Annotated in this window: 22 protein-coding genes; 10 read left to right on the top strand and 12 right to left on the bottom strand. The window is 58.0% G+C overall.

Annotated elements, in window-relative coordinates; translation table 11 throughout:
* Window positions 1-133: 133 nt before the first annotated feature.
* The 3 genes from QMK58_RS14760 to QMK58_RS14750 are packed head-to-tail and all read right to left on the bottom strand — an operon-like array spanning window position 134 to window position 3,414.
* Window positions 134-1,084: an HlyD family secretion protein gene (locus QMK58_RS14760; protein ID WP_053160096.1), complete on the bottom strand. Its 951-nt coding sequence runs from the start codon at window positions 1,082-1,084 to the stop codon at window positions 134-136.
* Window positions 1,085-1,088: 4 nt separating this feature from the next.
* Window positions 1,089-1,289 carry a DUF1656 domain-containing protein gene (locus QMK58_RS14755; RefSeq protein ID WP_053160094.1) on the bottom strand — a complete coding sequence of 67 codons (201 nt, stop codon included), beginning with the start codon at window positions 1,287-1,289 and terminating at the stop codon, window positions 1,089-1,091.
* Window positions 1,279-3,414: an FUSC family protein gene (locus QMK58_RS14750; RefSeq protein WP_053160092.1), complete on the bottom strand. Its 2,136-nt coding sequence runs from the start codon at window positions 3,412-3,414 to the stop codon at window positions 1,279-1,281. The genes QMK58_RS14755 and QMK58_RS14750 overlap by 11 nt, the downstream gene beginning before the upstream one ends.
* A 213-nt stretch (window positions 3,415-3,627) precedes the next feature.
* Between QMK58_RS14750 and QMK58_RS14745 the strand changes: the two genes are divergently transcribed.
* The 3 genes from QMK58_RS14745 to QMK58_RS14735 all read left to right on the top strand — a co-directional run bounded on the left by QMK58_RS14745 (window position 3,628) and on the right by QMK58_RS14735 (window position 7,957).
* A complete protein-coding gene (locus QMK58_RS14745) occupies window positions 3,628-4,683 on the top strand; it encodes a tetratricopeptide repeat protein (protein ID WP_053160090.1) in 1,056 nt (351 codons plus the stop codon).
* Window positions 4,684-4,787: 104 nt separating this feature from the next.
* Complete coding sequence (locus QMK58_RS14740; protein WP_320394888.1) at window positions 4,788-6,290, top strand: ATPase domain-containing protein; 1,503 nt, start codon at window positions 4,788-4,790, stop codon at window positions 6,288-6,290.
* Window positions 6,287-7,957: a response regulator gene (locus QMK58_RS14735; RefSeq protein WP_053160086.1), complete on the top strand. Its 1,671-nt coding sequence runs from the start codon at window positions 6,287-6,289 to the stop codon at window positions 7,955-7,957. The genes QMK58_RS14740 and QMK58_RS14735 overlap by 4 nt, the downstream gene beginning before the upstream one ends.
* A gap of 3 nt (window positions 7,958-7,960) precedes the next feature.
* Here the strand turns inward: QMK58_RS14735 and QMK58_RS14730 are convergent, their stop codons facing one another.
* From QMK58_RS14730 to QMK58_RS14710, 5 genes are all read right to left on the bottom strand, one after another.
* Window positions 7,961-8,338: a response regulator gene (locus QMK58_RS14730; protein WP_053160081.1), complete on the bottom strand. Its 378-nt coding sequence runs from the start codon at window positions 8,336-8,338 to the stop codon at window positions 7,961-7,963.
* Between the two features lie 78 nt (window positions 8,339-8,416).
* Window positions 8,417-9,598 carry a hybrid sensor histidine kinase/response regulator gene (locus QMK58_RS14725; protein ID WP_320394887.1) on the bottom strand — a complete coding sequence of 394 codons (1,182 nt, stop codon included), beginning with the start codon at window positions 9,596-9,598 and terminating at the stop codon, window positions 8,417-8,419.
* Window positions 9,592-10,185, bottom strand: coding sequence for a chemotaxis protein CheB (locus QMK58_RS14720; protein WP_053160078.1), 594 nt, complete (start codon window positions 10,183-10,185; stop codon window positions 9,592-9,594). Before QMK58_RS14720 ends, QMK58_RS14725 begins: the two co-directional genes overlap by 7 nt.
* The gene (locus QMK58_RS14715; protein ID WP_053160076.1) at window positions 10,182-10,997 is read right to left on the bottom strand and encodes a CheR family methyltransferase; all 816 of its coding nucleotides are present in this window, start codon (window positions 10,995-10,997) and stop codon (window positions 10,182-10,184) included. Before QMK58_RS14715 ends, QMK58_RS14720 begins: the two co-directional genes overlap by 4 nt.
* The gene (locus QMK58_RS14710) at window positions 10,998-14,489 is read right to left on the bottom strand and encodes a response regulator (protein ID WP_053160074.1); all 3,492 of its coding nucleotides are present in this window, start codon (window positions 14,487-14,489) and stop codon (window positions 10,998-11,000) included.
* A 256-nt stretch (window positions 14,490-14,745) separates the two neighbouring features.
* On the opposite strand from QMK58_RS14710, the gene QMK58_RS14705 reads away from it, so the two are divergent.
* From QMK58_RS14705 to QMK58_RS14685, 5 genes are all read left to right on the top strand, one after another.
* Entirely contained in the window at window positions 14,746-15,105 is a 360-nt protein-coding gene (locus QMK58_RS14705; RefSeq protein ID WP_053160072.1) for a response regulator, read from the top strand.
* 73 nt (window positions 15,106-15,178) lie between these two features.
* Entirely contained in the window at window positions 15,179-16,474 is a 1,296-nt protein-coding gene (locus QMK58_RS14700) for a glycosyltransferase (protein ID WP_053160070.1), read from the top strand.
* A 146-nt stretch (window positions 16,475-16,620) separates the two neighbouring features.
* Window positions 16,621-17,484: a phospholipase gene (locus QMK58_RS14695; RefSeq protein WP_320396510.1), complete on the top strand. Its 864-nt coding sequence runs from the start codon at window positions 16,621-16,623 to the stop codon at window positions 17,482-17,484.
* A 163-nt stretch (window positions 17,485-17,647) separates the two neighbouring features.
* Window positions 17,648-18,592 (top strand): carbohydrate kinase family protein, encoded by a 945-nt coding sequence (locus QMK58_RS14690; RefSeq protein ID WP_053160066.1) that lies wholly within the window; start codon window positions 17,648-17,650, stop codon window positions 18,590-18,592.
* 191 nt (window positions 18,593-18,783) lie between these two features.
* Entirely contained in the window at window positions 18,784-19,050 is a 267-nt protein-coding gene (locus tag QMK58_RS14685) for a DUF2790 domain-containing protein (protein ID WP_053160063.1), read from the top strand.
* A gap of 90 nt (window positions 19,051-19,140) precedes the next feature.
* Here QMK58_RS14685 and QMK58_RS14680 read toward each other — a convergent pair whose 3' ends face one another.
* Window positions 19,141-19,407 (bottom strand): DUF1652 domain-containing protein, encoded by a 267-nt coding sequence (locus QMK58_RS14680; RefSeq protein ID WP_053160062.1) that lies wholly within the window; start codon window positions 19,405-19,407, stop codon window positions 19,141-19,143.
* Between the two features lie 280 nt (window positions 19,408-19,687).
* Between QMK58_RS14680 and eco the strand changes: the two genes are divergently transcribed.
* On the top strand, window positions 19,688-20,170 hold the full coding sequence (gene eco / locus QMK58_RS14675; protein WP_053160060.1) for a serine protease inhibitor ecotin: 483 nt from the start codon (window positions 19,688-19,690) through the stop codon (window positions 20,168-20,170).
* A 37-nt stretch (window positions 20,171-20,207) separates the two neighbouring features.
* Here the strand turns inward: eco and ilvA are convergent, their stop codons facing one another.
* Window positions 20,208-21,221 (bottom strand): threonine ammonia-lyase, biosynthetic, encoded by a 1,014-nt coding sequence (ilvA, locus tag QMK58_RS14670; protein ID WP_082344482.1) that lies wholly within the window; start codon window positions 21,219-21,221, stop codon window positions 20,208-20,210.
* Window positions 21,222-21,442: 221 nt separating this feature from the next.
* Here ilvA and QMK58_RS14665 point away from each other — a divergent pair, with 221 nt between their 5' ends.
* The gene (locus QMK58_RS14665; RefSeq protein ID WP_371259805.1) at window positions 21,443-21,805 is read left to right on the top strand and encodes an abscisic acid-deficient protein Aba4 family protein; all 363 of its coding nucleotides are present in this window, start codon (window positions 21,443-21,445) and stop codon (window positions 21,803-21,805) included.
* A gap of 28 nt (window positions 21,806-21,833) precedes the next feature.
* On the opposite strand, the gene QMK58_RS14660 is transcribed toward QMK58_RS14665, so the two are convergent.
* Window positions 21,834-22,988 carry a PQQ-dependent sugar dehydrogenase gene (locus QMK58_RS14660; RefSeq protein ID WP_053160056.1) on the bottom strand — a complete coding sequence of 385 codons (1,155 nt, stop codon included), beginning with the start codon at window positions 22,986-22,988 and terminating at the stop codon, window positions 21,834-21,836.
* 51 nt (window positions 22,989-23,039) lie between these two features.
* Window positions 23,040-23,384 carry a hypothetical protein gene (locus tag QMK58_RS14655; RefSeq protein ID WP_053160054.1) on the bottom strand — a complete coding sequence of 115 codons (345 nt, stop codon included), beginning with the start codon at window positions 23,382-23,384 and terminating at the stop codon, window positions 23,040-23,042.
* Window positions 23,385-23,467 lie beyond the last annotated feature (83 nt).

The following is a 23,467-nucleotide window of genomic DNA, read 5'->3' as shown; positions in this document are numbered from 1 at the left end:
CGGGGTTTTTTTTGAATGGCACAATCCCCTGTAGGAGCGAGCCTGGTCGCGATGGACGTCAACGATGACGCGGCAAACCTGATTCACCTCGTCGTCATCGACATTTTCGCGAGCAGGCTCGCTCTTACAGGGGTTAGCGACGGTTTTCCTGGACAGTCACCGTGGCCGTAGTTCCCGCCCTCAGTTTGTCTTTACCCGCGTAGTCGGCATCGATCTCAATCCGCACCGGCACTCGCTGCGCCAGTTTCACCCACGTATAGCTGGGATTGATGTTCGCCAGCAGGCGCCCACCCGGCAGGTTCTCCCGATCGGCAATGGCAAAGGCGATGCTTTGCACAGTGCCGCCGAAGGTTTCGCCGCTCATCAACTCGATTTTGACCCGGTCGCCCTGCCCGATGCGTGGCAGCTTGGTTTCTTCAAAATAGCCGCTGACATAAAACGAGTCGCTGTCGACCAGCGCTAGCAACGGTCCACCGGCAGAGGCATAGTCACCCTCTCGGGTCAACAGGTTGGTGACAAAGCCCGTGACCGGAGAAATCACCCGAGTACGCTGCAAATCGAGTTCGGACTGGGTCAATGCGGCGATGGCCAACTGCACATTGGCCTGTGCCAGCACCAGATTGGCCTGATTGCGCAGCAAGTCCGCCTGGGCGACTGACACATCCGTGTTGGCTTTCTCCCATTCTTCCCCGGAAATCGCCGAGCGATCCTTGAGCGTGCGCCGGCGCTGCTCCTCGCTCTGGCGTTGCTTGAGCAGCGCGTCACTGGCCGTAATCGAGGCCTGGGCCTGCCCGAGCGATGCTTTCGCCACTTCCACCCCGCGCCTGGCATGTTCTACGGCAAGGTTGTAGCGCGCCGGATCGATTTCCAGCAGCAACTGGCCCTTGTCCACGTGCTGGTTGTCCTGCACGGCAAGGCTGACAATCCGCCCCGAGACGTCTGCTGACAGGGTCACCACATCTGCTCGCACTCGCGCATCACGGGTCCAGGGTGCGCGGGTGTAATGCTCCCAGGCAAACCAGCCCAGTACAAACGCCAGCACCACCACTGCTACGGTCGTGAGTCGAGAAAGAATCGTCTTCAATGGCTCAAGCTCCCATCAACAGAATCAAGGTTGCACAGACACTTACGTACAACGCACCTTCGAACAGCGCTTCATGCCAGACAAATTGCAGCACACCGAGGCGGCGCAATCCCCAGTCCAGCAGCAGGAAAATCGGCAGCGCCAGAAGAAGCGCCTGGGCTATCGGTGGTAAATAAACGCCTCCTATTTCCAGATCAATGGGCAAGTGCTCGCTCTCCTTGGGCAGGTGCTGGTTCAAAATAGCGGCGATAGCGCTCCACAAACGACACCACGATCAACAGCGCCACGCGCATGCGAAACACTGACCATAGATGCTCATGCACACTCGAGTGCAATCCATCCAGTTCATCGCCCAGGTTACGCAGGTTTTCCAGCACCTGGTTCGCCTCTACACCCGGTCGTCCGGCAACCAGCCTGCCCGTTTGCCTGACCGTCGCAAACAGGCGGCCTTGAACGTCGGGGCTGAGCAAATCGTTGTTCTGTCCCTGCTGCCTGAGCTGATTCAAGGCAATGCCCAGTGCCATGCTACCCAGGCTGACCTGGAACAGTTCCCGTGACTGCGGGTCCTGGGTCGCTGGCAGAAGCCCCAGCATCATGGTCAGGCGATCGACCATTCGGCTTTCGAATGCAAATTGCTGTTTATCGGTGGCCGAGGTCTTGAGCAAGGCGTACACCTGTTCGCCGTTCTCCTGGTGCAGACGGCGCAGTCGCAGATCAGGCCTGAACGGGAAGATCAACGAGTAAACACTCAGTGCCAATACCGTGGCACAGGTATAGGCCCCGGCAAATTCGAACCACTGAAGGGCGGTGTTTTGGCCAAGTCCGACGTTCTGTGGGCCGAACAGCAGAAATGTCGTCAATCCCAACCCGATGCCAGTACCCGTGGTGGACGGACTGGAAAGCCCGACCGCGACCGCGTAAAGCAAGGGCACCAACAGCAAGGCCAATAGCTCGAAGTTGCTGATCATCGGCACAAGCATGAACTGAAGGAGCGCCGAGACCAGCAGCGCCAGTCCGTATCCTCGGGCGTAGCTCTGGACGGCCAGCAACGGTCGTGGAAATGTGGCCATGAGCGAGCAAAGAATCCCCACCAGCACCATCCCGCCCCGTGCACCGTCCCAGCCGGTTTCGATCCAGATCAGACCGGCCACCAGCAAGGCGCAGAACGCACGAACAGCGTTCATGGTCGCCAGGGTGAAATCCAGGTGCAGCGGATTTTCCTGCCCGCGAAACATGCTGCTGGCGGCGCGTCCGCTCTGGATTGCATCGCTCAACTCGAGAATCTGTTCAAGCTGCTGCAACATCCGCGCCTGCTCCCAGCGCAATGACCAGGCCAGCGAGCGCAAGGTCGCCGGCATCGATTCGGTGAGTTGTTCGGCTCGGTAGGCCAGTTCATCGAACCGCTGTTGCAGGGTCGTGAAACGGTGGCGCTTTGCGGCTGACAGCGAGCGCCCCTGCTGTGCCAGTTCATCGAGAAAGGCCAGTTCTTCGGTACGCAGCTGCTCAATTTCCTCAGGCAACTCGCCCTCCCAGCGCTCGGTCAACAGCAGCCGCTGGTGGCGCAATGCGGTCAGTCGCGCGGTCAACAAAACCAACTGATTGGCGAGCAACTGCACCAGGCCATTGGCGCTGCGCAAGCGCGGCGCATCGAAATACAGATGCCGGCGCACGCCCTCCAGCGCACTGATCTGGCCCAGCAACTGCATCTGCCGACGTTGAAAATCCTCTTCACTTTCTTCGGTGCGGATCACCGCGCTTGCATGGGTTGCCAGCAACCGGGTGATTTGATCGATTTTTGTAAAGTAGTCCCGGGCAACGGATTCTGGTCTGGCCGTGAGCAAGCTGACCACGCAAACGCAAGCAACGGCCAGCAACGTCTCGGTGACCCGGGTCACGGCCAGCAAAAAAATGCCGTCCTGATCCGGCACAGCCAGTAACGCCACGACCACCGCGGTGTAGCCACTGAGCACAAACGCCTGGGAGCTGGTGTAGCGCAGCAACGTGCCGCCGGCGGTGCACAGCGCCAGCCACAAGGCCAGCGTGGTAATGAACGGTAACGGTGCCTGGGGAAAAATGGCCATGATCACCACCGCCACGACCGCCCCCAAGGTTGTACCGACCACCTGGCCAAAACTGCGCGCCAGCACCATCCCACCCAAAGGCTGACTGATGATGACCACGGCCATGATCGACCATTTGGGTTGTTCAAGGTCAAACACAAAGGCCAGGTACAGCGTCAGCAGCCCGGCGACGACGGTTCGCAGGGCGAACAGCAACACCCCGCGCCCGGGTTTGATCATCATTTTGAAATACTGCAACAACGCTTGCATGGGCATGCTCGTCAAGTGATCTCCAGCAAGCGTAGTCACTGCCTTGATGCCTCGACAGGTTTCACCGTGGACATCACTGGCAGAGCGATTCCTTATCATCTGGAGGGCCGTGCGCGGCGATCAGACGTTTTTGCCAACGCAAGGGTTTGACTCACAGCCCGGCCTGACCGAAGCTGGCGTCTTTGCAAAAGCTTTCCAGCTCCCGGATTCTGCATGCCCAAGTCCCGCCGCTATCTGCTCATCAGCCTCGGTGTCCTGTTTGTCATCGGCCTTGCGTGGCTCTCCCTGCGCAGCACTGCCCCGGTCATTCCCGACGTGATCAAGCACGGCTACAGCGAAGCGTTGGCCAAAGCCAAAGCCGGTCAACCTGGCGCTGCACGCGTGCTCTACCAGCAACTCGCTCGCCCGGACCTCAAGCCCAAGCGTCGCGTGTGGCTGCATGCCGAACTGCCCAACTACCCAAGCTCGGTCGCCTTGAAGCTGGCGGATGCCGACTTGCAGCACGAGGCGCCCGAGGTGCGCATCGCAGCGATCAAAAGCATCAGTGGCCTGGTGCCCAACGGCCAACGCAGTCTGCTGCTCGGGCCGTTGCTCGACGACAGCGAGCAAAGCGTGCGCCTGGCAGCGATCAATGCATTGTTGGGCTTGTCACCCGATGACCTGGGTTTGTATTTCGGACCCTTGGAGCAGGCTATCGACGCGTGGGAGCAAGTACTCAAGAACGCGCCGAACAGTGCCGAAAACCAATATCAACTGGCCCGACTGCACCTGCACAACGCCGAGTTGAAGGAAGCACAGCAGGCCCTGGACAACACACTGCGTCTGGATCCGGCCAATTTGCCCGCACTGGTCATGCAGATCGATGTGCTGGACCGGCAAGGGCAGAACGATGCCGCCCGACAGCTGTTGGCCAAGCAACTGCGAGCCCAACCTAACTCGGCCTATCTGCAACATGCGCTGGGGCTTTGGTTGCTGCATCACGGCCAAAGCGAATTCGCCCTCCTCGGCCTGTCCAAAGCCGTTGAGCTGGAGCCGGACAACAAGGATTACCGCTACGACCTGGCCACCACGCTGCATGGCGAACAGGAGCTGGAAGCTGCACAAAAGCAGTTGCAGGAAATCGTTCAGCGCCACCCTAACGACCGCAAGGCGCGGGTTCTGCTGATCAACTACTGGAAGGAAAGCGGCCAACTGCAAAACGTGCAGATACTCCTGGCGCAACTCGAACAGCTCAATCCCGATGATCCGGCCCTTCAGCAAGGGCTTTGATACTGCGTAAATTTCGTTGAACCGTCGTCTCGGCCAACGGTCAAGAGAACAGGCAGCCACTCAGTTTGGCTGCCTCGTTTCCCCTGGTCATGAGAGGGCAGTACTTGTCTACATTCAACGAGTTGACTCGTGTAAAAGCGGCCACCGGTATCGAAGGCCTTGACGATATCCTTGATGGGGGCCTGTCGCGCAGTCATGTGTTTTTGCTGGAGGGTGAGCCGGGTACCGGCAAGACCACCGTCGCGCTGCAGTTCCTGATGGCCGGTGCGCGAGCCGGCGAGCGGTGTTTGTACATCACACTGTCCGAAACCGAGCGCGAGTTGCGCCAGGGCGCCCGCTCCCATGGCTGGGAGCTGGACGAAAATGTCCACATCTTCGAACTGACGCCCCCGGAAAGCCTGCTCAACGCCGAGCAGCAACAGACGCTGCTTTACTCCTCCGACCTGGAACTGGGAGAAGCCACCCGCCAGATCTTCGAAGTGGTCGAACGGGTCAAGCCGACGCGCGTGGTCCTCGACAGCCTTTCCGAAATTCGCCTGCTGGCCCAGAGCTCACTGCGCTATCGCCGGCAGATTCTGGCGATCAAGCACTATTTCGTGCGCTACGACGCCACGGTGTTGCTGCTCGATGACCTGACCGCCGAATCCCTGGACAAGACCGTACACAGCGTCGCCCACGGGGTCATTCGCCTGGAAGAACTGACGCCCAATTACGGCGCGGAACGGCGCCGGATCCGCGTGGTGAAGTACCGGGGCCAGAAATACCGGGGCGGTTATCATGATTTCACTATCATGAGCGACGGCGTGCATGTGTTCCCGCGCCTGGTCGCGGCCGAGCACCGCGGGACTTACATCCGCCAACAGTTGACCAGCGGCATCCGCGAGATGGACGCCCTGCTCGGCGGCGGCATCGAAACCGGCTCCAGCACACTGATCCTCGGCCCGGCGGGCACCGGCAAATCCTTGATCTCGATGGTCTTCGCCGCCGCAGCCGTCGCACGAGGCGAAAAAGCCGCTTTGTTTATCTTCGATGAAGAGCTGGGGCTGCTGTTCGAGCGCATGAAAAACATCGGCATCGACCTCAAGGCATTGCAAGACACCGGTAACCTGCTGATCGAACAAGTGGACGCTGCGGAGCTGTCACCCGGCGAATTTTCCCATCGGGTCCGACGTTGCGTGGACGAAGGCAAAATCAAGACCGTGGTGATCGACAGCATCAATGGATATCAAGCCGCGATGCCGGAGGAAAATGCCCTGGTGCTGCACATGCATGAGCTGTTGCTGTACCTCAACCGTCAAGGCGCGGCGACGTTCATGACCGTTGCCCAGCACGGACTGGTTGGCGATATGCAAGCTCCGGTGGATATCACCTACCTGGCCGACACGGTCATCCTGCTGCGTTACTTTGAGGCGTTGGGCAAGGTTCGCCGGGCGATTTCGATCATCAAGAAACGCACCGGCAGCCATGAATCGACTATTCGCGAATACCGCATCAGCGCGCAAGGCATGACCGTCGGTGAACCACTGGAAGCCTTCCAGGGCGTCTTGCGTGGTGTGCCCACGTATCTGGGCGCGAGCAATCCATTGCTCGAGGATGAAACCCGGTGACGGCTGTGCAAGCAACGTCCGAGCGCGCCATCATTCTCGCGCCGCTGGGTCGTGACAGCCAGATAGCCTTGATGATGCTCAAGGAAGCGGGTTTCGACGGGGTAATCAGTGGCGACCTGCTCGGCCTGTGCGCCGAACTGGAATACGGTGCCGGTCTGCTGCTGATCTCGTCCGAAGCCTTGCTGGGCCGTGATGTCGAACCACTGGTGCGACTGATCGAACAACAACCGGCCTGGTCGGATCTGCCAATCGTACTGATGACCCACCACGGCGGTCCGGAGAACAACCCTGCGTCCCGTTTTGGCCCGCAATTGGGCAACGTCACCTTTCTCGAACGCCCTTTTCATCCGGTCACCCTGATCAGCCTGATCACTACCGCCCTGCGCGGACGACGACGACAGTACGAAGCCAGGGACCGGCTGATCGACCTGAGCCAAAGCGAGCTGCGCTTGCAAAACACGCTTGAAACCCTTGAGCAGCAGGTGGAAGAGCGCACGGCTCAATTGCGGCATAACGAAGAAGTATTGCGCCAGTCGCAGAAAATGGAAGCGGTCGGACAATTGACCGGCGGCATCGCCCACGACTTCAACAACATGCTGACCGGCATCATCGGCAGCCTGGAACTGCTGCGTCGCCGCCTGGCCCGTGGACGCACTGAAGACCTGGACAGCCTCATCGATCTGGGCGTGACTTCAGCCAACCGCGCAGCCGGCTTGACCCATCGCCTGTTGGCGTTTTCTCGTCGCCAGTCGCTCGACTCCAAACCGGTAGAGATGAACACCCTGGTGATCGCCATGGACGAACTGCTGCAACGCAGTATCAACGAGAGCATTCGTCTGGACATGCAGCTCAACGATCAGCTGTGGGTTGCCGAAGCCGATCCCAATCAACTGGAAAGCGCCCTGCTCAACCTGGTGATCAACGCCCGTGATGCCATGCCCAATGGTGGAAATCTGCTGGTCAAGACCTGGAACCAGCAACTGGACAGTCAGTTCACCGAAGCGCACAGCAATCTCGAACCGGGGGATTACGTCGTGCTCAGCGTCACCGACACGGGATGCGGCATGCCGCAAAGCATCATCAACCGTGCCTTCGACCCCTTCTTCACCACCAAGCCAATTGGCCAGGGCACCGGCCTCGGGTTATCGATGATCTACGGCTTCAGCAAACAATCGGGTGGTCACGTCGCCATTCAGAGCGCGGTTGGAGAAGGCACTACGGTGAATCTGTATCTGCCGCGCTTTGGAGGCGACCTGCCCCAGGATAACCCGATCAATATCCAGCACGCCCCCTACGCGCAAAATGGCGAAACCGTGTTGATCGTCGAGGACGATCCGGCGGTGCGCGTGCTGGTGGGAAGTGTGTTGAGTGACCTGGGTTACGCCTTTGTAGAGGCCAGCGATGCCGACAGCGCGGTGCCGATCCTGGATTCGACCCAGCGCATCGATCTGCTGATCAGCGACGTCGGCCTGCCGGGCATGAATGGCCGGCAACTGGCGGAGATTGGCCGCCAGCTGCGGCCTGACCTGCGGGTGTTGTTCATCACCGGCTATGCCGAACATGCGGCGGTACGCGGTGGGTTCCTCGATCCGGGCATGCAGATGATCACCAAGCCCTTTACCTTCGATTTATTGACGGCGAAGGTGAGGGAGATGATCAGAGTTTGATGCTTACGAAAGCATGTCGTGCATCAGCTCTTGCAGCTTGTCCAGATCAAATGGTTTGTCGAGAATCGGCGCCTTGCGCGTGATCGGGCTGTCGGTCTCGCGGATTTCCTGGGCGTAGCCGCTGATGAAAATCACCTTGAGTTCCGGTCGTAGCTTCACGGCAGGCTCGGCGATCTGCACGCCGGAGATTCCACCCGGCAGGCGGAAGTCGGTGATCATCATGTCCAGGTGCGGTTTGCTCGCGAGGATTTCAAACGCCTGTTCACCGTTTTCGGCCTGCAGGACGCGGTAGCCCTCGCCCGATAGATAAGCCGACAACACCATCAGAATCGATGGATCGTCCTCGACAACGAGTACTACATCTTGCGCATCTTCACTCATGGGGAAGCCTTTGTTCAGTCAATTGCTGCTGATACGACCCTGCGGGCGCTCAGAGGTTGCGTTTATCGGGCTGTTTTCCTACAGCGGCAGACAAACGCGAAACAAGGCGCCTTCGCCAATCCTGCTCTGGACGGTAATAGTACCGCCATGGGCGGTCACAATCTGTTCTGAAATAAACAAACCCAGCCCCAGCCCGACGACGGCATGTTTGGCCGACACTCGCTCGAACTGCTGGAAAATCCGCTTCTGGTTGTCTTCGCTGATGCCGATGCCTTGATCCTGCACGTCCACCACCGCCTGCCCCCCTGTACTGTACACCCGCACCGCGATCGGGCTCTTGGCCCCGTAACGCAACGCATTGGTCAACAGATTGGAAATCACTTGTTCGATCCGGAATTCATCCCAGCTGCCGATTACCGCTTGCGCGGCGTCAAGGCTGACCGAGGCTTCAGCGGCTTCAATCTGCTGGGCGAAATTCTGCAACAGGTCGCGAACCAGCACTGCAAGATCAAAGTGTGTGGGCCGGATCGACAACTTGCCGGTGCGAATGCGCGACACGTCGAGCATGTCCTCGATCAAGCGGATCAGGCTTTTGATCTGCCGCTCGTCGCGGTCGACCATGGCGTGCATTTTGTCCAGGGTGAACGCGTCGGCATTGTCCCGGGCGAGGTGCATTTTGCGCAGCTGGGTCTCGAGGATCAGACCATTGAGCGGGGTGCGCACTTCGTGGGCGACGATAGACATGAAGTCATCGCGCATACGCACCGCCTGCTCCAGTTCCAGTTGAGTGTTCTGCAACTTGACCAGTAACGCTTCCTGCTCGCGGCGGCTTTGCTCCAGGGCGAGGACCTGCTCTTTCATCGCCTTGCTCTGGCGATAAAGTTCGACGAACACGTTGACCTTGCTCTTGACCGCCTGGATATCCAGCGGTTTGTGCAAAAAGTCCACGGCGCCACTTTCGTACCCCTTGAAGGCGTAGTTCAACTCACGGCCGGCCGCGCTGACGAACACAATCGGGATGTTTTTGGTCTTTTCGGTACCGCGCATCAACTCGGCCAGCTCGAAGCCGTTCATGCCGGGCATCTGCACGTCGAGAATGGCCATGGCAAATTCGTGCTGCAACAGCAGCGACAAGGCTTCATCGGCAGACAACGCCTTGAACACCGTACGGTCTTCACGCTTGATCAGCGCTTCAAGCGCCAGGAGATTCTCCGGCAGATCGTCAACGATCAGCAGTTTGGCCTGGATAGTACTTAGCATGCGATTTGTTCCAGCTCGACAAGCAGACGGCCGATGCCGCGTATAGGGAGAATGTGGTCCGGCTGATGCATATCCAGCGCCGCCAGCGGCATGGTGGCGACATGCGCCTCTTGAGGGTCTTGCACAATGGTCAGCCCTCCATGCTGTTTGACGTGCGCCAGCCCGCTCGCGCCGTCGCGGTTGGCGCCGGTCAGCAGCACGGCAGCCAGGTGCACACCGTAGACATCGGCAGCCGACTCGAACAGGTAATCGATGGCCGGGCGCGAGTGATGCAGCCGGGGCTCCAGGCTCAGGGAAAAACTGCGATCCTGCTCCACCGACAAGTGATAACCGGGCGCTGCGAAATACAAGGTGCCGGCGTCGACCGGCGTTTTGTCGCACGCCTCCAACACCGGCAAGGCGACCCTCCTGGCGAACACTTCGGCCAATTGGCTGCGGCGCTCATCGGGCAAGTGCAGAACCACGATGATCGGCAAAGTGAAGCCTTCGCGAAGCGGGCCGAGAATGCTCAGCAGCGCTTCGACGCCCCCGGCGGAGGCGCCGATCACGATGGCTTCGATAGCAGGTAGCCCTGATGCGCTGTTCATGATTTACGGTAGATCCGTTCCTGTTTGACCAAGGGCTCGAACTGATCGCCGAAGGCCGAAAAATCCGGAGTTTCCTTGCTTCCCAACACCAGGAATCCGCGATGGCAAAGGGATTCATGGAACAAGCCGAATGCCCGGTCCTGAAGCTTTTTATTAAAATAAATCAATACATTACGACACGATATTAATTGTGTTTCTGAAAATACGCTGTCGGTTGCCAGGCTGTGATCGGCGAAAGTCACATTCTCACACAATGACTTGTCGAAAATCGCGTACCCGTACGCGGCGGTGTAGTAGTCGGCAAACGAATGCTGGCCACCGGCCTGCTGATAGTTAGCAGTGTAGGCACGGACGTTCTCCATGGAGAAAATCCCTTGCTTGGCTTTTTCCAGTGAGCGCGGATTGATGTCGGTGGCATAGATGATGGTGCGGTCCAGCAACCCCTCTTCACGCAGGAGGATCGCCATCGAATAGACCTCTTCTCCCGTACTGCAACCGGCGATCCAGACCTTGATCGAGGGATAGGTGCGCAGCAGCGGCACCACTTCCTTGCGGATCGCCAGGAAGTGCGATGGGTCTCGGAACATTTCGCTAACCGGGATCGTCAGCAATTGCAGTAACTGCATGAAGGCTGTGGGGTCGTGCAGGACTTTTTCCTGCAACGCCGAGATGGTGTTGCACTCGAACTGGCTCAACGCATGAGTGACCCGGCGCTTGATCGACGCGCCGGAGTAATCACGAAAGTCATAGCTGTATTTGAGGTAGATTGCCTCGATCAACAACCGCAATTCGATTTCGCTATTTCTCTGCACTTAGATTCGTTCCATTTTCGGTAACCACACGCGTATCAAGGAAAACAGCCGATCCAGGTCGATGGGCTTGGCCAGGTAATCGTTGGCGCCGGCCTGCAGGCAGCGCTCCTGATCATCCTTCATCGCCTTGGCCGTCACGGCAATGATCGGCAGCTTGCGCCAGCGCGGATCCTTGCGGATCTCGAGAGTGGCCTCGAAGCCATCCATCTCCGGCATCATCACGTCCATCAACACCAGATCGATGTCTTCGACTTCATTCAATTTATCGATCGCTTCGCGCCCGTTTCGACCAATCACCACCACCGCCCCCTTGTGCTCCAGCGCACTGGTCAGGGCAAAGATATTGCGCACATCGTCATCGACCAGCAGTACCTTGCGCCCTTCGAACACTTTGTCGCGACTGCGTGCGACCTTGAGCATCGTCTGCCGCTCATGGGACAGCCGCGATTCGACTTTGTGCAGAAAAAGTGTCACTTCATCAAGCAGACGCTCGGGTGAGCGTGCGCCCTTGATGATGATCGAGCGCGAGTACTTGCGCAGTTCGGCCTCTTCGTCCCGGGTGAGATTGCGTCCGGTATAGACAATCACTGGCGGAAACGAGCAAATGTCCTCGGTCGACATGCGCTTGAGCAAATCGTTGCCGAGCATGTCCGGTAACTTGAGGTCGATGATCATGCAATCGAAAACCGACGCACGCAGGAGGTCAAGCGCCTCTTGTGCAAGACCAACGGCGGTGATTTCGATGTCATCGTCGCCGATCAGGCGGGCAATGCTGTCGCGTTGCAAATCGTCGTCCTCAACCAGCAGCACACGTTTGACCTTCTGGGTCAGCTTGGCCTCCAGTCGGGCAAACACGTCCTTGAGTTCGTCGCGAGTGGTCGGCTTGACCGCATAGCCAATGGCGCCCATGTGCATTGCGGCTTCGACGCGGTCCTCGACCGAGATCACATGCACCGGGATGTGCCGGGTTTCCGCGTGTTCTTTCAAGCGTTGCAGCACGGTCAAACCGGAATGGTCAGGCAGGCGCATGTCCAGCAGGATGGCGTCGGGAATGAACGCCCTGGCCAGGTCGTAGCCCTCATCGGCACCATGGGCTACCAGGCAGTGGTAACCCAGTTCGTGGGCCAGGTCATAAAGGATATGGGCGAAATTAGATTCATCTTCCACCACCAGAATGCAGCGGCTGGAAAACGGCCCCTTGTGTCGATCATCATCAAAACGCGGAATGTCGACCTCGGCAATCAGCGGTGATAGCACTATCGGTGTAACGCTTACCGGCGCCGCGACCGCAGCAAGTCGCATGGGCTCGACCGGCACTTCCCCCGGCTCCAGATATTGTTGCGGCAACACCAGCGTAAACACACTGCCCTGGCCCGGTGCGCTGCTGACGCTGATCGAACCGCCCAGCAAAGTCGCCAGGTCACGGGAGATCGACAGGCCCAACCCGGTGCCGCCGTAACGGCGGTTGGTGGTGCCATCGGCCTGGCGGAATGCTTCGAAAATGCTTTCTTGCTGGTCCCCGGCAATGCCGATTCCGGAATCACGGATATTGAACGCAATACCCTCGTTTGGCGCCCGGTCGACCGTCAGGCTGACGCTGCCTTTTTCAGTAAATTTCACCGCGTTGGACAGCAGGTTCTTGAGCACCTGCTCCAGACGTTGGCGATCGGTGAACATCATCTGCGGCGCACCGTCCTGCAAAATGATCTGGAAATCCAGCTGTTTGTCCGTGGCCAATGGCTGGAACATCCCGCGCAAGCCATCCACCAGACGCGCCACGCTGGTATTTTCCGGACGAATCTCCAGCTTGCCAGCCTCGACCTTGGAAATATCGAGAATGTCGTTGATCAGGTTGAGCAGATCATTACCCGCGGAGTAGATCGACTCGGCGAACTTGACCTGCTCGGCGCTGAGGTTTTCCTGTGGGTTTTCCGCCAGTAACTTGGCCAGGATCAACGAGCTGTTTAGCGGCGTGCGCAGTTCGTGGGACATGTTGGCGAGGAATTCGGACTTGTACTTGCTCGAACGCTGCAATTCGTCGGCGCGGTCTTCGAGCTGGAGCTGCACCTGATTGAGTTCGGTGTTCTTCTGGTCCATGGCGTCGCGTTGTGCGGCCAGAACCTCGGCCTGCTCGGCGAGTTGTTCGTTGGTTTGCTCCAGCTCCACTTGCTGGGTTTCCAGGTGCGCCTGGGATTCCTTGAGAATCCGCGACTGCTCTTCAAGTTCTTCGTTGGCGGTCTTGAGCTCTTCCTGTTGTACCTGCAACTCTTCGTTGAGTTGCTGGGTCTGGGCCAGCACTTCCTGCAAGCGCTGACGGTAACGTGCGGCCTCGATGGACGTGCCGATGTTACCGGCAATCAGCTCCAGCAACTCGATGTCACGGTCGCCCAGAGCACGCAGGAACCCCAGTTCGATGACGCCGTTGACCCGATCGTCGTCGCTGGTCGGCACCACCAGCACACTGCGTGGCAAGCCTTCGCCGAGACCCGAGCTGACTTTGAAGTAATCGCCTGGAACCTCGTCCAGACGCACCAGGCGTGCCTGCTGCGCCACTTGCCCGATAATGCCCTCGTTGCTGTCAATCTGTTGGTCGAGGGCCTCTTGCTCACGGGAAAAACCGTAGCATGCAACGCGCTTGAGGTCGCCGTGCTCTTCGCGCACGTAGATTGCACCCACGGCCATGCCAAGGTACTGCGCGCAAAACTGCAGAATGTTGCGTCCCAACAGGTTCAGGCTCAGTTGTCCCAGCACTTGCTCGGCCAGTTCGGTCTGGCCATTACGCAGCCATGCCTGCTGCTCCAGACGCAAGGCGCTGGCTTTTTGCGCGGCGAGGTTGGTGCTGTAGCTTTGCGAAAGGTTGAGCAAATCCCGGCGTCCGATGTAGGACAACAAGCCACTGACCCCGGCGATAAACAGTAGATAAAGGCTGATGCTCATGATGGTGGTGCGACGGACTTCCTCGTTGCGTGCGGTGCGCAACTGCTGCTCGGTGCCGATGACGTCTTCATACTGCTTGCGAATTTCATCGGTCAGCCGCTTACCGCGTCCCGACCTGACCGCGCTGCGATAATCGCCGCTGGCGCGCTGCAGATCGATCATGGTTTGCGCGTAGTCCGTCCATTCCTGCTGCAACGCCTTCAAACGGCGCAAACGGTCGGTCTGCACCGGATTGTCAGCGGTCAGTTCGAACAGCGTATCCAGGGCAACGTTGATGCGCGGCTTGGCAGTCTCGTAAGGATCGAGGAAATGCTCGTCGCCGCTGAGCAGGAAACCGCGCATGCCGGTCTCCAGGTCGACGGTCAGCTTGACCGCTTCGTTGGCGTTATTGATCACCCGATCGGTATGTTCTACCCATTGAATCGTCGTTAACAGATAGGTAATCAGCGAAACGAAGAACACGGCGCTGATGACGCCCAGGCCCAACGGCAGGCTGATGTTGCGGCTCAGGAGTTTACGAAATCGTTGCTCATCAACCGAAGAACCGGAGGTCATGGGGCAGGCCTTGTCGAACTGTCAGAATGCAGCGAGTTTGCCCCAAAAACGGCCTCGGGATCCAATTTTCTGACATGTTTTCGCGCAAAGTCCTACGTTACAGTGCTACCGCTCAAAGCGACGGGTTATCCTTGAGAGCATGTACCGCTGTTCTTTTTTTACGCCGTAGGGAACTTGTCGGGATGCGCCACTTACTGATGCAAGAGGCCGGCGATTTCGACCGGACCGACCAGCCATTTTTTCAGGAATGCCCACTATGCCCTCCTCCCCGTCCACTATCCTTGTCGTCGAAGACGACAACATCGTGCGCATGCTGATTGTCGACGTACTGGAGGAGTTGGAGTTCAGGGTGCTTGAGGCGGACGGCAGCGAGCAGGCGCTGGAAACTCTCGAGGATAAAGACCGGGTCATCGACCTTATGATGACCGATGTCGGGTTGCCGGGGATGGATGGCCGCGAGTTGGCTAACCGGGCGCGGGCACTACGCCCCACGCTGCCCATTTTGTTCGCCAGCGGTTATGCCGAGAGCATCGATGTACCCGCTGACATGCACGTGATCGGCAAACCGTTTTCCATTGATCAGTTACGCGACAAGGTAAAAAGTATCCTCGACTGACCCACCTGCCTGATGTGGTTAAATGACGCCTTTTTTCAGGCCTGCCCTGTGCCCGCGTCAAGGAACCCTTTTCATGAGTCAACCCCACCCTACCAAAGTCCTGGTCATTGGTTACGTCTGGCCCGAGCCTCGCTCCTCGGCCGCCGGTGGGCACATGATGCAAATCCTCGACATTTTCCTGCGCCAGGGTTGGGACATCACGTTCAGTAGTCCGGCTGGCGACGGTGAACACCCGGCCGATCTGTCCGCTGTGGGCATTCGCCAGGTTCCCATCGAGCTCAATAGCAGCAGCTTCGATACGTTTGTCGCTGAACTGGCCCCGGATATTGTTCTGTTCGATCGTTTCATGATGGAAGAACAGTTCGGCTGGCGTGTAGAAAAACACTGCCCGGATGCGTTGCGGGTGCTTGAAACGTCGGACCTGCAATGCCTGCGCGACGCTCGGCATCACCGGCTCAAGGAGCGGCTGAAGGCCAGCGACGACGTAAACGACTTCACGGACCTTTTTGCACCCGCGTTACGCGAAGAGTTTCAGTTGATGGCCGATACCGACGTGGCCAAACGGGAAATCGCGGCGATCTATCGTTGCGACTTGAACCTGATGATCTCTGAAGTGGAAATCGAACTGCTGGTAGAACACTTCAAGGTGCCGCGCGAGTTGTTGCACTGGAACCCCTTGATGGTGGACTTGCCGACAGTGCCACCTGCAACGTTCGAAGATCGGGCGCACTTTCTGCATATTGGCAATTTCCGCCATGCCCCTAACTGGGATGCCGTGCTCTGGCTGAAAACCACGATATGGCCAATGATCCGGGAGCAAATTGCGGGGGCCCAATTACATATCTACGGCGCCTACACACCACCAAAGGCGACGGCGTTGCATAACCCGGCCCAAGGCTTCCATGTCATGAACTGGGCAGAAGACGCGCTGCAAGTCATGTCCGCCGCGCGGATTTGCCTGGCGCCCTTGCGTTTTGGTGCCGGCATCAAAGGCAAGATCGTCGATGCGATGCTGTGCGGTACGCCGAATGTCACGACCCCGATCGGTGCTGAAGCGATGCATGCTCAAGAGCCATGGCCAGGTGCCATCGCTCTTACAGCCAGGGAGTTCGCCGACCGCGCCGTACAGCTTTATACCGACAAATCGCAATGGCTCAGCGCTCAGACACAGGGGCAGGCGCTACTGGCCGGTCGTTACCTGCAAGCCGCCCACGGCCCGGCATTGATCGAAAGGCTGGTTGACTGCCAACAACACCTGCCGCAACTCAGACGAAACAACTTTACCGGTAGCATGTTGCGTCACCATCATCACAAAAGTACCCAGTACATGGCGCAGTGGATTGAAGCGAAAAACCGCCATCAAACCTGAGTTCGCCGCAGGCTATGCCGTTAACACAGGCAGTGCCCAGACACGCGATATATAACTACCGCCTCTCGCCGAATCTGTCCGAATAACCTCGCCCACTTCAATCAACCCTCTCACGAGTGAGGGGGTAATAAGAGAAGGAAAAGGCGATGGCAGACAATGAAATCAGGCAGTTCGACAACAGTGCATGGATGAGCAGCGTTCCGGGCATTGACAATCTAAAACTCATAGACATCGTCTGGCCCGGCGCCCATAACGCCGGGATGGATAAAAAAGCCCCCAATCATGATGCGGCAGTCGGCATTTGGACGAACTGTCAAAACGACTCTTTCTCCTGGCAGCTGGTCAATGGTGCGCGTGCCTTCGACATTCGACTGGGATATGCAGCAAACCGTAAGCAGCCCTTTTACTTTCATCACAACGGTTTTCGGTCCCCTCGCGAGCTCAATGAACTGATCGACGCAGTCATCATGTTTCTGGCTCGAAACCCGGATGAATTCATCGTGCTGGATTTTCATCAGTTAGGCGATGGCGCTAAAGATTTCGACTACAAGGCACTCAGTGAACTGTTGGTACACCGACTTGGACCTCGTGTCCTGCGCCGGTCCGATGCCGCAAAAACACTTGGAGAAATCAAACGATCAAGTACCCTTCGCCGAATTATCATGGCCGCACTCGTCCAACCGGAAATGGACATTGATTACTTCTGGCCACCCATTCCGCACAAGTGGCACAAAAGCTCCTTCAGCAGTGTTGCCGAGGTTCGGCGGCTCGTCGCTAAAACGGTAGAGGAAGCACCCTATCGAACACCTTTTCTATGGTCACTTTCGGTGACCAGCTATTCCGTGATTGGTCCGGTTCGCATCCCGAGCGTTATCGATAACTGGTTTAGTCGCACACAAGACGTAACGTCGCGCTGCAGCATCATCAATACAGACTTTTTCGACGAGTCAGACATCGTTCGCCATTGCGCGGATGCCACCCGCATCAAGGCCGCTCGAGATGATGACTGAACAGGTAAAAAACCTGGCTGGTCTACCTGACATGAAAGCGGCATGATCAACCGCGATAACAGTAAAGGAAGCGCCTCGTCAGGATCTGGACAGCCAGAGTGGCCGATTCATTTTGCGATACGCTATGAGCAACCTGTCGCGACCCTTTGAAGAGCGAGCAATTATGTATCTGGTGTGTGGCGAAGCGCTGTTCGATTTCTTCAGTGAAAACGACCCCGGCGACCTGGCTTCAACAGTGAATTTCAAGGCCATTGCCGGCGGATCGCCATTCAATGTGGCGGTGGGCTTGCGACGTTTGGGCGTGGATGCCGCGTTACTTGCCGGATTGTCGACCGACTATCTCGGGCGTCGCTTGCTGCAAGTATTGCAAGATGAGGGTGTACGCACCGACTATTTGATCGACTTCGATGTGCCGAGCACCCTGGCCATGGTTGCGGTTGGGGCCAACGGTTCGCCGCACTACAGTTTCCGGGGCGAAGGCTGCGCGGATCGACAGTTGCAACTACAACATCTGCCGACGCTGGGGCCTGAGGTGAGAGGACTGCACATCGGGTCATTTTCCCTGGTAGTCCAGCCCATTGCCGACACATTGCTGACGCTGGTGCGTCGGGAAAGCGGTAAACGCCTGATCAGCCTCGACCCGAACGTTCGACTCAACCCTGAGCCGAACATCGAGTTATGGCGCTCGCGCATTGCGACGCTGGTGGAGTTGGCCGACCTGATCAAAGTCAGTGACGAGGACCTGGATTTTTTGTACCCCGGACAGGACCCGGCGGGTGTCATCGAAGGCTGGATGCAGCACCGCTGTCAGTTGGTATTCCTGACGCGTGGCGGCGACGGTGCAACCGTGTTCAGCCGGGCTCACGGGTCATGGTCGGCTCCCGCCCTTTCGGTGAAGATTGCCGACACCGTAGGCGCTGGTGATACCTTTCAGGCTGCGCTGATTGCCTGGTTGACCGAGCATCAGATGGATTCGGTGGAAGGCATGATGCAGCTCAGTTGCGATCAGATCGACACGATGCTTGGGTTCGCGATCCAGGCAGCGGCGCTGACGTGCAGCAAGACTGGACCGGATTTGCCCCATCGGCATCAAATAGATTTGCGTTGACCCTGTGAGAGCCGGCTAGTCAGAGAAAGCGGTCTGACCAGCCGACAGGCGGCGTTCAGGCGGGTTAACCATTTCTTAACTTTGCGGTCCAACACTTCACTGGACCGCACGCCTTCAGTTTTCTCTGACGCCCAGTGCGGCAGGTTCGACTACACGTCGAACTGTATTTCCGACCGCACCGGAGATCGTTCATGAACACGCACTCATTGCTGCTGGCCTTTGCGTTCACTTGCACCGCGTTTGCCGGCCTGGCTCAGGCTGACGACACCTCAACCTCACAAGCCGTGCCCTATCACTACGGCATGCCATTGCACGTCAGCAAGGTTATCTCGCTGACAGAGCCCTCTACCCTGGAGTGCAAAGTGGTAAAGGCCGACATGAAGTATCTCGATGAAAACGGCAGACCTGCGGAAATTTCCTACCGCAAGCTTTCCGACGCCTGCGAGAACCAAGGCTGACCGAGCTTTCGACTGTGGATCAGCCGCTGACGTGCGATGGGTCTGGACTTTTTCAGCCCCATCGCACTTTAGTGGCGTTTGAAAACCGCGTTAAAGTGCCTTATCCAGCGACGAATAGCGTTCGACTTCGACGGGATGCTGTTGAGAGCGCAAACCAGCAATCAGATCATTGATTTCCCTACAGCCATTTAGCTGCGAAGCATCGATACCTGTCACCGAGAAATCCAGTTGATCGGTTCGCCCGTCGGCAAATACCTTGATGGTCAGCTTGAGGTCAGGAGATAGCGAACACTGGCAGCGTTTGGGCAAAAAACTGCTTTCGATGATGTTGCGAAGTTCCAAGGCAGATAAAAACATGGCGACCGGCTCCTTTGTTTGATTGCCAATGATTAATAACGCCCGCTCGTGTGAAATTGCGGCGAACTTAAGAACAGCTACAGCATAAAACATGCCCGGATTTTCGCCGTGCAGCTCATCGTTAAATCAAAGGTTTAGACGAAACGCCCGCGGTTTCGGCCGTGCAATTTGCAAGAACGGCCTGTCTGGGTCCGGTACTTTGCACGCTGACCGCGCAGGATTTGCATTCGCTGCTCACCGCGGTAAGAATGCGCCCATTCATCACCAGCAAGGAGGCAACATGGGTTCTTTGACCTTGAACGCAACAATCGGGTTGCTCGCTGCGGGGCTGACCAGCCTGGTGCAAGCGGCGAAACTGGAAACAGTCGCGCCCTTCCCCAAAGCCGAAAGCGGTTTCACCCGTCAAGTCATTCACCTGGCCCCGCAAACACGAGAAGACGATTTCCAGGTTGAAATCCTCGCCGGCAAGACAATGACCGTGGATTGCAATCGACCACGTTTGGGCGGAATGCTTGAAGAAAAAAACCTCGAAGGCTGGGGCTATCCGTTCTACCGTCTGGAAAAAGTCATTGGACCGATGAGCACTCTGATGGCCTGCCCGGCCGGCACCAGCCAACAGGGCTTCGTCCCGGTGGTCGGCGACGGTTTCCTGCTGCGCTACAACAGCAAACTGCCGATCGTGCTCTACGTTCCCAAAGACATCGAAGTGCACTATCGAATCTGGTCGGCGTCGAGCAAGGTCGAGAAGGCCGTTCAGGAATAACCGGCCATTGTGCAACGCCGACACCCGCCACCTGCCCTCACGCCAGAGCGCCGCATAATGCGGCGCGCTCGGCCACATATCCCAGACTATCGAAATTGATGTTGGCACCCGAGTCGATGGCCACCAGCGTCTGACCTCTGACCCCGGTCCGGTCCACGTATTTTTTAATGCCTGCAACTGCCAATGCGCCGGACGGCTCGGTGATCGAGCGGGTATCGTCGTAGATGTTCTTGATCGCCGCGCAGAGTTCGTCGTTACTGACGGTTACCACTTCATCGACACAGAACCGGCAAACCTCAAACCCATAAGCACCGATTTGAGCGACGGCCACACCGTCGGCAAAGGTTCCTACGCCGGGCAGGACGACCCGCTCGTCCGCCAGCAACGCCGCGTAAAGGCATGCAGAGTGTTCCGACTCAACGCCAATGATCCGCACTTCAGGCCTCAGGTACTTAACGTAGGCCGCGATTCCCGCGATCAAACCGCCGCCGCCTACCGGCACAAAGATCGCGTCCAGTGAACCTTGGTGCTGACGCAGGATTTCCATGGCGACTGTTCCCTGGCCTGCGATGACATCCGGATCATCAAAAGGCGAAACAAAAGTACGACCGGTTTCCCGGGCGAGGTCCAGCGCATAGGCCAGCGCAAACGGGAAACTCTCGCCATGCAACACCGCGTCGGCGCCTCGGCTGCGAACCCCGGTCACTTTCAATTGCGGCGTCGTACACGGCATGACGATGCAGGCATCGATTCCTAATTCCCGTGCGGCCAGTGCCACGCCCTGAGCATGGTTGCCGGCAGATGCGGTGACCACGCCACAGGCCTTTTGCGCATCGCTCAATTGCACGAGCTTGTTATAGGCCCCACGGATCTTGAAGGAAAAGGTGGGCTGCAAATCTTCGCGCTTGAGCAAAATGTGGTTACCCAGGATTTGCGACAATGCATGGGCAGGTTGCAGCGGCGTGCGCACGGCCAGTTCGTACACCGGCGCGGCGAGGATCTTTTTGACGTAGTGCTCCAGCAAGGCCTGTTGTTCGGATGTGCAATTCATCGTCGTCTCCTGACTTTTATCGGGACCCAGGAGACAGAAAATGAAAACCCGCCTCCAGGGCGGGTTGGGTGCTGCAGATGTGAGCTAGCCCGCCAAATGAGGAATGGCGGTAATAATGCTTGGCTGGCAGCGCAATACGTGAGTAGTCATGGCACGAAATTAGCCGGACGCTGATAGCAAGTCAATGGCAAGTTTTTCGTGGCGCCAGTAGGCTGGTCGTCATGATCATCACCCCAAGGACGGAAACCATGAAAACCATTGCCCTGCCGTTGATTGCCCTGATTGCCTTTGGCGCCTACACCGTTTCGGTAATGCTTCAAGCCGAACAATCGCTGATCGACTTCGGCATCAGCCTTATGTCGAGTCCGGATACGGCGCAAGTGGTCATAGACCTGTATGTGCTGGCCACAATGGCGGGCATTTGGATGTACCAGGATGCGCGCAAACGTGGGCAGTCGGCGTTATCGGTCGCGCCCTATTTGCTGATCACCGCCATTTTTGTGTCCATTGGGCCGTTGTTGTACCTGGTGGTCCGTGGGATTCACAACCACAAACAACGGGTGAGTGCGCCTCAGCAAAGCTGATCCGCAGGCCCACCGATTGTTGAGTCGCTTACTGTTTCAGACCGACTTTATAGAGCCCGCCCTTCTCTTCATCGGTGAGCACATACAAATACCCGTCCTGCCCTTGGCGTACATCGCGGATGCGCTTGTTCAGATCGCCGAGCAAGCGCTCCTCGTGCACCACCTTGTCACCCTCAAATTCCAGGCGGATCAGCTCCTGGCTGACCAGCGCGCCGATAAATACGCTGTGTTGCCACTCCTTGAATCGGTCGGCGTCGTAGAACGCCATGCCGCTCAAGCCCGGGGATTTTTCCCAGACATGGTACGGTGCAAGGGTGCCTTCGGCGGTTTGCCCTTTGGCTTCGGGTATCGGCTGGCCGGAATAGTTGATGCCGTGGGTCGCCAACGGCCAGCCGTAGTTTTTCCCGCGTTCGATGATATTGATCTCGTCTCCACCGCGCGGGCCATGTTCGTTTTCCCATAGCGTACCGTTCCAGGGATTCACTGCAGCACCTTGCGGGTTGCGTTGCCCATAGGACCAGATTTCCGGCCGCACATTGGCCTGACCGACGAAGGGATTGTCTTTAGGCACTTTGCCATCCGGGTAGATGCGCACCACCTTGCCTTGCAGCTTGTCCAGATCCTGAGCAGTCGATCGGTCGTTGTTTTCCCCGAAGGTCACGAACAGGTACCCGTCGCGGTCGAACACCAGCCGCGAACCGAAATGGTTGCCCACCGACAATTTGGGTTCCTGGCGCAGGATCACGTGAAAGTCCTTGAGCGCCGTGAGGTCTTCGGACAACCGACCGCGTCCGACAGCTGTACCGGCCTTGTCGCCCGAACCGCCACCTTCGGCGTAGGACAGATAAACCATGCGGTCTTGTTTGAAGTCGGGTGACAACGCCACGTCGAGCAATCCGCCCTGGCCTTTGGCCCAGACTTCGGGCACGCCATTGAGTGGCGCTGACAGTTTGCCATCGGTCGTCACCAACCGCAGGTTCCCGGGCCGCTCAGTCACCAGCATCCCCTGGAGGTCAGGCAGAAACGCCAGTGCCCAGGGGTGTTCCAGCCCTGTCACGATCGGGGTGACCTCAAGGGTTCCCTGCTCACTTTTGAATGTTTGGACAGGCTGCGCCAACGCAGCGGATGTGACGGTGAGCAGTGCGCTGCCACACAAGGTAGCCAGCAGGGTTTTACGCAACATGCACGATTCCTTTTCTCGTCAGAGTGGCAAACAAGGCATGTGCCCTGGCGTTCAACGGTTGCTGCCGGAATCTCGGGGAGGCGGATTCGGGATGAATTTCGGTGGGCTTGAGGGCGTTGTTTGAGCAGGATAACGATTGCCGATTCCGCCGTTATCCAGGGTCGGCGGGCGCGGCGCTGGCACGGTGTTAGGGCTGCGGATAGCCGGGGCGCTGGGTTGCGTACCCTGCATGCTGTTGGGGTTTGCCCGGTGAATCGGGCTGTTGTAAGGATTGTTGCTGGCAGCGCCCGGCAGATTCTGAGCCACCAACAATGACGCAGTGGCATCGGCCTGGGCTGCGGCACTCAATGCACCACACAAGACCAGCAGCATCGCAGCGGGAAGGAATGAGTTCATGGCGGCCTCTCTGCATCAGCGTGAACAAGAACTTCGATACCACGCTACGCCCGGGGTTCGGATTTGTTAACCAAAACCGCACT

The organism is Pseudomonas sp. P8_241, assembly GCF_034008315.1.
Lineage (GTDB): Bacteria > Pseudomonadota > Gammaproteobacteria > Pseudomonadales > Pseudomonadaceae > Aquipseudomonas.
This window is presented reverse-complemented; position numbering and strand designations above follow the sequence as displayed.

Coding starts and splice junctions, on each gene's coding strand:
- QMK58_RS14745 (WP_053160090.1), top strand. CDS start 3,628: ATGCCCAAGTCCCGCCGCTATCTGCTCATCAGCCTCGGTGTCCTGTTT.
- QMK58_RS14720 (WP_053160078.1), bottom strand. CDS start 10,185: ATGAACAGCGCATCAGGGCTACCTGCTATCGAAGCCATCGTGATCGGC.
- QMK58_RS14710 (WP_053160074.1), bottom strand. CDS start 14,489: ATGACCTCCGGTTCTTCGGTTGATGAGCAACGATTTCGTAAACTCCTG.
- QMK58_RS14750 (WP_053160092.1), bottom strand. CDS start 3,414: ATGCAAGCGTTGTTGCAGTATTTCAAAATGATGATCAAACCCGGGCGC.
- QMK58_RS14690 (WP_053160066.1), top strand. CDS start 17,648: ATGTATCTGGTGTGTGGCGAAGCGCTGTTCGATTTCTTCAGTGAAAAC.
- QMK58_RS14660 (WP_053160056.1), bottom strand. CDS start 22,988: ATGTTGCGTAAAACCCTGCTGGCTACCTTGTGTGGCAGCGCACTGCTC.
- QMK58_RS14665 (WP_371259805.1), top strand. CDS start 21,443: ATGATCATCACCCCAAGGACGGAAACCATGAAAACCATTGCCCTGCCG.
- QMK58_RS14655 (WP_053160054.1), bottom strand. CDS start 23,384: ATGAACTCATTCCTTCCCGCTGCGATGCTGCTGGTCTTGTGTGGTGCA.
- QMK58_RS14685 (WP_053160063.1), top strand. CDS start 18,784: ATGAACACGCACTCATTGCTGCTGGCCTTTGCGTTCACTTGCACCGCG.
- QMK58_RS14730 (WP_053160081.1), bottom strand. CDS start 8,338: ATGAGTGAAGATGCGCAAGATGTAGTACTCGTTGTCGAGGACGATCCA.
- QMK58_RS14700 (WP_053160070.1), top strand. CDS start 15,179: ATGAGTCAACCCCACCCTACCAAAGTCCTGGTCATTGGTTACGTCTGG.
- QMK58_RS14705 (WP_053160072.1), top strand. CDS start 14,746: ATGCCCTCCTCCCCGTCCACTATCCTTGTCGTCGAAGACGACAACATC.
- QMK58_RS14725 (WP_320394887.1), bottom strand. CDS start 9,598: ATGCTAAGTACTATCCAGGCCAAACTGCTGATCGTTGACGATCTGCCG.
- ilvA (WP_082344482.1), bottom strand. CDS start 21,221: ATGAATTGCACATCCGAACAACAGGCCTTGCTGGAGCACTACGTCAAA.
- QMK58_RS14680 (WP_053160062.1), bottom strand. CDS start 19,407: ATGTTTTTATCTGCCTTGGAACTTCGCAACATCATCGAAAGCAGTTTT.
- eco (WP_053160060.1), top strand. CDS start 19,688: ATGGGTTCTTTGACCTTGAACGCAACAATCGGGTTGCTCGCTGCGGGG.
- QMK58_RS14695 (WP_320396510.1), top strand. CDS start 16,621: ATGGCAGACAATGAAATCAGGCAGTTCGACAACAGTGCATGGATGAGC.